Annotated in this window: 8 protein-coding genes; all 8 read right to left on the bottom strand. The window is 72.5% G+C overall.

Features of this window, described 5'->3' with window-relative positions; genetic code table 11:
• On the bottom strand, positions 1-153 hold a 153-nt coding region (locus tag VER05_RS20270; RefSeq protein ID WP_414647577.1), incomplete at its 3' end, for a type II secretion system protein.
• 127 nt (positions 154-280) lie between these two features.
• Positions 281-784, bottom strand: coding sequence for a prepilin-type N-terminal cleavage/methylation domain-containing protein (locus VER05_RS07240; protein WP_324844708.1), 504 nt, complete (start codon positions 782-784; stop codon positions 281-283).
• 84 nt (positions 785-868) lie between these two features.
• A complete protein-coding gene (locus VER05_RS07235; protein WP_324844707.1) occupies positions 869-2,095 on the bottom strand; it encodes a type II secretion system F family protein in 1,227 nt (408 codons plus the stop codon).
• Complete coding sequence (locus VER05_RS07230) at positions 2,095-3,300, bottom strand: type IV pilus twitching motility protein PilT (protein WP_414647576.1); 1,206 nt, start codon at positions 3,298-3,300, stop codon at positions 2,095-2,097. The genes VER05_RS07235 and VER05_RS07230 overlap by 1 nt, the downstream gene beginning before the upstream one ends.
• 466 nt (positions 3,301-3,766) lie before the next feature.
• Entirely contained in the window at positions 3,767-5,446 is a 1,680-nt protein-coding gene (locus VER05_RS07225; protein ID WP_324844705.1) for a GspE/PulE family protein, read from the bottom strand.
• Between the two features lie 134 nt (positions 5,447-5,580).
• Complete coding sequence (locus VER05_RS07220; RefSeq protein WP_324844704.1) at positions 5,581-6,516, bottom strand: shikimate dehydrogenase; 936 nt, start codon at positions 6,514-6,516, stop codon at positions 5,581-5,583.
• Positions 6,513-7,679, bottom strand: coding sequence for an endolytic transglycosylase MltG (gene mltG, locus VER05_RS07215; RefSeq protein ID WP_324844703.1), 1,167 nt, complete (start codon positions 7,677-7,679; stop codon positions 6,513-6,515). Before mltG ends, VER05_RS07220 begins: the two co-directional genes overlap by 4 nt.
• A partial coding sequence (ruvX, locus tag VER05_RS07210) for a Holliday junction resolvase RuvX (protein ID WP_324844702.1) occupies positions 7,676-8,134 on the bottom strand: 459 nt, incomplete at its 5' end. The genes mltG and ruvX, both read right to left, overlap by 4 nt.

Here is an 8,134-nt window from a genome sequence, read left to right as displayed (position 1 = left end):
GGCGGCCTGCACGGTGGAGGCGAACAGCAGGGGCAGCGCGGCCGCCATCACGATCCCGAAGATCGCCATCGCGACGAGGATCTCGATGATGCCGACGCCCGCGTCGGCGTCGCGCCGACGCTCGCCGCCGGCCTCGCTGTGCTGCTGCGCCACGTGCTGCCCTCCTCGCGGGTGCTGGGGTCCGGCCGGCCCGGCCGCAGCCGGGTGGTGTCGCGCCGATGGGGCGGGGCCGCGTGCTCGCGTGCCCCGCCCCGTCGGGTGGTGCGGTGTGGCCCGAAGGTCACGGGTTGGTGGTGCCGCCCGTGGTCTTCTCCTTGATGCCGCCGGTCTCGTCGACGATGAAGGTCTTGCCGGTGGCCGACGTCGCCTCGATGTCGAACTCGCCGCCCGTGATGGCGACCGAGGGCGAGCCGGTCACGCCCTCCGACCACGCGAACTTGGTGGTGGCGGACTTGCCGTCGGTGGCGACCGAGTCGTCCGTGCCGAAGGTGATGGTGACGGCGTTCGGGGCGTCGACCAGCGCCGACGCGACGGCGATCTTCGCGTTGCCCAGGTCCGACTTCGCGGCCGAGTCCTTGGCCTTCGCCTGCTGGTTCAGGTACACCGGCACCGCGATGGCGGCGAGGATGCCGATGATGATGATGACCACGAGGAGCTCGACGAGCGTGAAGCCCTGCTCCTTGTTCTCCATGGCCTTGCGGTAACGAGCGATCACGCTGTGCTCCCGAGTTCGATGTGAAATGTCCAGATCCGCCGGCCCGTCAAGGCCGGGGAAGTCGTGCACCCATTGCATCGTCCGGGACCCGCCCCGACTTGAGTCGCCAGAACGGGTGACTTCTTGTTCACCCGTTCGGACGCCCGCCGGCGATCACTCGATCAAGTTGAAGACATTGAAGATCGGCAGGTAGAGCGCGACGATCATGCCGCCGACGACCACGCCGAGGAACGCGATCATGAGCGGCTCGATGAGGCTCGTGAGCTGCTCGGTGGTCGACTCGACCTCCTGGTCGTAGAACTCCGCGACCTTCTCGAGCATCGTCTCCATCGCGCCGGAGTCCTCGCCGACGGCGAGCATCTGCACGACCATCGGCGGGAAGACGGGGTGCTGCCCGAGCGGGCCGGACAGCGTCTCACCTCGGCGGACGGCCTCCTGGACGTCCGCGACGGCGCGCTCGATCGCCCAGTTGCCGGAGGTCTGGCCGACGATCTCGAGGGCCTGGAGCAGCGGCACGCCGGCGCCCATCATCGTCCCGAAGTTCCGGGCGAACCGTGCGACCGCGATCTTGCGCATCAGCTGGCCGAACACCGGCATCTTGAGCTTGATCGGGTCGATCCTCTCCCGGATCGCGGGGTCGTTCTTGTGCTTGCGCCACCAGCCCAGCGCGACCACGACCGCGACGACCAGCGGGAGCGTCGCCCACTTCATGACATTCGAGATGTACACCAGGATCAATGTCGGGACGGGCAGCGTCCCGCCGAGGTCGGCATACATGTCGCGGAATACCGGGACGATGAAGATCAGCATGGCGGCGACCGCGACGATCGCCATGATGAACACCATGACGGGATAGGTCATGGCCGACTTGATCTTGGACCGGAGCTTGACCTCGGCCTCGTAGTTCTCGGCCACCGACACGAGCGACTTCTCCAGGAAGCCGCCGACCTCGCCCGCGCGGATGATGTTGATCATCAGCGGGGGGAAGGCGTCCTTGTGCTTGGACAGCGCGGAGGACAGCGACTGGCCCACCTCGACGTCCGACCGCACCGTGGCCAGCACCTTGGCGAGCGGCTTGCTCTCGGTCTGGTCGGCGAGGATCGACAGCGTCCGGATGAGCGACAGGCCGGCCGAGATCATCGTCGCCATCTGGCGCGACATGACGGCGAGGTCCTTGAGCGTGATCTTCTCGCCGAAGCCCGGGATCGTGATCTCGCGCTGCAGGCCGGTCGTCTGCACCTCGGTGATCGAGGTGGGCGCGAGCCCCATGGTGCGCAGCCGGTTCGCGACCGCGGCCTGGTTGGCCGCCTCGATCCGGCCCTTGACGACCTTGCCCTCGCGGTCGCGGACCGCGTACTCGAAGACCTTGGCGTCCGCCATCAGTGGGTGCTCCCGGGCTGCGCGTAGGGGGCCGGCGGCGCGACCGGCGGGTAGGACGACGACTCGTACAGCGCGTTCTGCGCGGGGGCGCCGCCCTGCGCCATCGGGGCCGCGGCGCCGAAGCGCCCGGTCAGGCGGTTGAAGTCCTCGGCGTGGTGGCACTTCTCGAGGCCGGTCTCGTAGGAGATCCGGCCGGCCTTGACCAGGTCCGCGAGGTGCTGGTCCATCGTGTGCATGCCCTGCTGCGAGCCCGCCTGCATCGCCGAGTAGATCTGGTGCGTCTTGCCCTCGCGGATGAGGTTCCGGACGGCGGGCGTCGCGACCAGCACCTCGGTGGCCACGGTCCGCCCCGTGCCGTCGGAGCGCTTGCACAGCGACTGGCAGACCACGCCCTGGATGGCGCCGGCGAGCTGGGTGCGGACCTGGGCCTGCTGGTGCGACGGGAACACGTCGATGATGCGGTCGATCGTCTGCGCCGCGTCCTGCGTGTGCAGGGTGGCGAAGACGAGGTGGCCGGTCTCGGCCGCGGTCAGCGCGACGGAGATCGTCTCGAGGTCGCGCATCTCGCCGACGAGGATGATGTCGGGGTCCTGGCGCAGCACGTGCTTCAGCGCGTTCGCGAACGAGTGGGTGTCCTCCCCCACCTCGCGCTGGTTGATCAGCGCCTTCTTGTGCCGGTGCAGGAACTCGATCGGGTCCTCGACGGTCATGATGTGGTCGGGCCGGGTGCGGTTGGCCAGGTCGATGATCGAGGCGAGGGTCGTCGACTTGCCGGAGCCGGTGGGTCCGGTGACCAGCACCAGGCCGCGCGGCAGGCCCGCGAAGTTCGCCACGACCGGCGGGACGCCGAGCTGCTCCAGCGGCTTGATCTCGTACGGGATCACGCGGAACGCGGCGCCGATCGACTCGCGCTGCTGGTAGAGGTTCAGGCGGAACCGGGCGAGCCCCCGCACCGAGTACGACAGGTCGAGCTCGAGGTTCGCCTCGAACTTCTCCCGCTGCTTCTGGGTGAGCACCGCGTAGAGCGCGCGGCGCAGGCCCTCGCCCTCGAGCGCGGGGAAGCCGTCGAGCGGGCGCAGCGCGCCCGAGACGCGGACCGTCGGGGGCGCGCCGATCGTCAGGTGCAGGTCGGACGCGCCGACCTGGACCATCGCGGCCAGCGCCTCGTCGAGGTCGAGGTCGCCCTCCTGGCGCTGCAGGCCCATGCCCGGGCGCGCGGTGCCGGCGCGCATCGACGCCCGGGTGCCGGCGGGCGCCGCCGCGCGCGCGGGACCGGCGGGCGGCGCGGCCGGCGCCGCCGGGGACGCGGCGGGCGGCTGCGGCGCGGCGCCGGGCTGCGGCGGCGCGGCTGCCGGCGGCGCGGCGGCGTACGACGGCGCCCCGCCGGCGTGCGCCGTCGCCGGGTAGCCCGGCACGGGGGGCGCCGGCGGCGCCAGGACGGGGGCCGGGGCCCCGGCCGCCGCCTGCGTCGGCACGGCCGCGCCGGCCTGCGTCGCGAGCGGCGGGACGTACGGGGGCAGGCCCGCCACGGGCGCCGGTCCATCACCGGGGTAGGGCTCGGTCACCGTGCCACCTCTCCGATCGTGTCGCGGCGCACGTCGGCGCCGCCCTGCCCGGTCCCATCGGCCGGGGCGAGCGGTTTCTTGAGCGGTCGACCCGCGGACCACCCGGTCACGCGACGACCCGGAGGATCTCCTCGACCGACGTCTGCCCCAGCGCGACCTTCTGCCAGCCGTCGTCGCGGAGCGTGATCATGCCCTGCTGCCGCGCGGTGGCACCGATCTCGGCGGCCGACGCCCGCGCCACGGCCAGGCGCTCGATGTCCTCGGTGACCCGCATGACCTCGTGCAGCGCCACGCGGCCGCGGTACCCGGTGCGCGAGCAGGCCACGCAGCCGACCGGTCGGAACAGCTCGGGCAGCGGCTCCCCCGGCACCCACGGGAACCGGGCGCCGATGAGCTCGGTCTCGGTCGGGACGTACGGCTCGCAGCACTTGCCGCACAGCCGGCGGGCGAGCCGCTGGGCCACGACCGCGTCGAGCGCGGAGCCGACGAGGAACGGCTCGATGCCCATCTCGGTGAGCCGGGTGATCGCGGAGGGGGCGTCGTTGGTGTGCAGCGTCGACAGCACGAGGTGGCCGGTGAGCGCCGCCTCGATGGCGATCTGCGCGGTCTCGTGGTCGCGGATCTCACCGAGCAGGACGACGTCGGGGTCGGACCGCAGGATGGACCGCAGCGCGCCGGCGAACGTGAGGCCCGCCTTCGGGTTCACCTGCACCTGGTTGATCCCGGCGAGGCGGTACTCGACCGGGTCCTCGACCGTGATGACGTTGATCTCCGGCTTCGAGACCGCGTTCAGGGTCGCGTAGAGCGTGGTCGACTTGCCGGAGCCCGTCGGCCCCGTGACCAGGATCATCCCGTAGGGCTTGGTGTACGCGTCCTTGTACGACTCGTAGTTGTGCTCGAGGAACGCGAGGTCCCTCAGGTCGAGCGACGCCGTGGAGTTGTCCAGGATCCGCATGACGATCTTCTCGCCCCACACGGTCGGCAGCGTGGCGACGCGGAGGTCGATCTTGCGGCCGTTGTGCGTGACGGACATCCGGCCGTCCTGGGGCTTGCGCCGCTCCGCGATGTCGATGTCCGACATGATCTTGACGCGGGAGATGACACCGCCCTGGATCTGCTTGGGCGAGCGCTGCATCTCGTGCAGCACGCCGTCGATCCGGTACCGGACGCGCAGGTCGTGCTCGGTGGGCTCGATGTGGATGTCGGAGGCCCGGTCGGAGATCGCCTGGGTCACCAGCAGGTTCACGTACCGGACGATCGGGGCGTCGTCGTCGACGGCGTTGCCGATGTTCGACAGGTCGACCTGCTGCTGCTGGGACTGCTGCTCCTCCTCGAACGCGGAGGACAGGTCCTCCATCTCGCCGTCGGCGCGGCAGAACCGCTCGATGGCGCGGTTGAGGTTCTCGAAGGTCGCGACGATCGGCAGCACGGCCATGCCGGACACGGTGCGCACGTCGTCGACGGCGACCACGTTGCCCGGGTCGGCGGTGGCGAGCACGAGCGCGCCGTCCTGGAACCCGACCGGCAGCACGGTGTACCGCCGGCACAGCGCCGCGGGCACCATCGACACCGCGGCCCGGTCCACCTGGTACTCGTCGAGGTCGACGAAGGCCATCCCGACCTGCCGCGCCAGCGCGGCCACGAGCTGCCCCTCGGTGAGGACCCCGATCTCGACCAGCGTGCGGCCGAGGGACTGCCCCCGGGCCATCTGCTCGTCCAGCGCCGCCATGAGCTGCGCCTCGCTGACCAGGCCCTCGTCCAGCAGGATCTCGCCGAGCTGCTTCACCCCGTTGCCCTTTCGTCCGGGGCAGGCAGGTGCACCGGCCCCGTAGGACCCATCGGCACGCAGGTGCGGGGAGATGAGGGCCCGGGCGGCCCCGGACGACGTGCGGCCGCGACGGGGCCGGGTGAATCAGCCGGTCAGGCGGGTGCGGGTGCGTCGAGCGCGGCGCCCAGGGCCGCGTCCATCGCGGCGAGCGGGCCGGGCCGGCCCGTCATGAGGCGCACCTGCTCGACCGCCTGGTGCAGCAGCATCCGCTCCCCCGGCACCGCGACCCCGCCGGCGCCGCGCCAGGCCGCGTGCAGGGCGGTGGGCCGCGGGTCGTAGGCGACGTCGAGCAGCACGGCACCGGGCCTGGGCCCGTGCCCGGGGCCCCCGGCGGCGAGCGCGGCGGCCAGGTCGTCCGCGGCGTGCGGCGGCAGGGTGGAGACCACGAGGTCGGCGCCCGCCAGCGCGGCGAGCGCGCCGTCCAGCGACCGGAACGCCGGCTCGACGCCCATCCGGTGCGCCGCGCGCGCGAGCGCCCCGGTCCGGCCGAGCGACCGCGCGAGCACGACCGGCGTGGGGCAGCCGAGCTCGGCGAGGGCGGCGAGGGCCGACGCCGCGGTGGCGCCGGCGCCGAGGACGACGGCCGTCCGGGCCGAGGCGTGCTCGACGGCCGCCCCCGTGCCCGCTGACCCGTCGCCCGGCGACGCGGCGCCCGGCGCGCCCAGGCCCTCCGAGAGCGCCGCGACGATGCCGTGCACGTCGGTGTTCGCCCCGGTGAGCACCGGCCGCCCGGACCCGCCCGCCTGCACGAGCACCGTGTTGACCGCGCCGACGACCCCCGCCAGCGGCTCGACGTGGTCGAGCAGCGGCAGCACCGTCTGCTTGAGCGGCATGGTGAGGCTCAGCCCGGCCCAGGTGCCGTCGAGGTCGCCGACGAACGCCGGCAGCCCCTTCTCGGTCACGTCGACCGCGTCGTAGGACCAGCCGTCGAGCCCGAGGGCCCGGTAGGCGGCCCGGTGCAGGACCGGGGACAGCGAGTGCGCGATCGGGTGGCCGAGCACCGCGGCGCGGCGCGGGACACCGGTCACTCGTTCGCCGCCTGCCACTCCCGCAGCTCGTCGACGTAGGTCTGGTGCTCGTCGTACGTCTCGGCGAACTTGGTCTCGCCGGTGTCCAGGTTGACCGTCACCCAGAACAGCCAGGGACCGTCGGCCGGGTTGAGCACCGCGTCGATCGACACCTCGCCGGGGTTGGCGATCGGCGTCGGGGGCAGGCCGGTGATCTTGTACGAGTTGTACGGGTTGTACGGCGGCTGCGCCTGGCTGGTGTCCGCGTAGGTGAGCTGCGTGCCGGGGATGCCGAGGCCGTAGGCGTTGATCGCGTCGATCTGCAGCGGCATGCCCTGCGCGAGGCGGTTGTCGATGGCGCGGGCGATCTTGGCCCGGTCCTCGTCGAGCTTACCCTCGCGCTCGACGATCGACGCCTGGTTGAGCACCGTCTCCCACTGGTCCTGCGCGACGCCCTTCTCGGTGAGCAGCGCGGTGGTGCGCGCCACCATCTGCGACAGCACCGAGGCCGCGGTCGACCCGGGCTCGACCTCGTAGGTCATCGGGAACAGCCAGCCCTCGACGTTGCCGCCGGCCTCGGCCGGCAGCCCGATCGCGGCCGGGTCGGCGGCGGCGGCCTGCAGGTCCTCCACCGTGATGCCGGTGACCTCGTAGACGCGCTGGTAGATCTGGCTCGCGGTGTAGCCCTCGGGGATCGTCACCCGGTTCGACACGCGGTTGGCGGGGTCGAGCAGCGCGTTGACCGCGTCGCTCGCCTTCATCTCGAGCTGGAGCCCGTAGGTGCCCGGCTGGATGCCGGTCGCGGCCGGGTTGGCCGCGTACGCGCTCGTGAAGGCCTGCACCGTGGCGACGACGCCGTTGTCGACCAGGGTCTGGCCGATGGCGCCGCCGGTGTCGCCGGACGCGACGGTCACCTGGACCTCGCCGCTGCCCGGGCCCGGGTAGTCCTGGACGGTGTCGTCGGCGCTGCCGCCGCCGGAGAACAGGCCGCCGAACACGCTCCACACGACGAAGGCGGCGCCGCCGACGAGGACCAGCGCGAGCAGCAGCACCACGACGCTGCGGCGCCGGCGGTGCTTCTTCTGCTTGGCGCGCTGCTCCTGCGAGTCGCGGCGCGAGCGGCGCGAGGGCGGGGGCGCCTCGTGGTGCTCCTGCTGCGGAGCACCGAGGAACAGGTCGCTCACTCGGTCGTCCCTTCGGTGTGTCCTGCTCGTCCGTCCTCCTGCGGACCCCCCGGGCGCTCCTCCGCGGGACGCTCCGGGCGGGTCGCCGTGACCCGCTCGCCGGGCCGGCGGCCCGTGGAGCGCTCCGCGTCGAGCGCGGTCTGCAGGATCACCACCGCGGCCGCCTGGTCGACGACCGCCCGGTGACGACGCCCGGACCGGCCGGACGCGTGCAGCGCCTGATGGGCGGACACCGTGCTCATCCGCTCATCGACCAGACGCACCCTCACGGGTGCGACGGCCTGCGCCAGTTGGACAGCGTACGCGCGCGCGGCGGCCGATGCGGCACCTTCGGTCCCGGACAGGTGTCTGGGAAGTCCGACGTACACCACAACCGCACCTCGTTCACCCACCTCGCGCACGATCTCCGCGATGTCCTGGGGCGTGCCGCGTCCCGCCTTCGTGTCGCGCGCGAG

The sequence above is a fragment of the Cellulomonas sp. genome (assembly GCF_035634735.1).
Lineage (GTDB): Bacteria > Actinomycetota > Actinomycetes > Actinomycetales > Cellulomonadaceae > Cellulomonas.
This window is presented reverse-complemented; position numbering and strand designations above follow the sequence as displayed.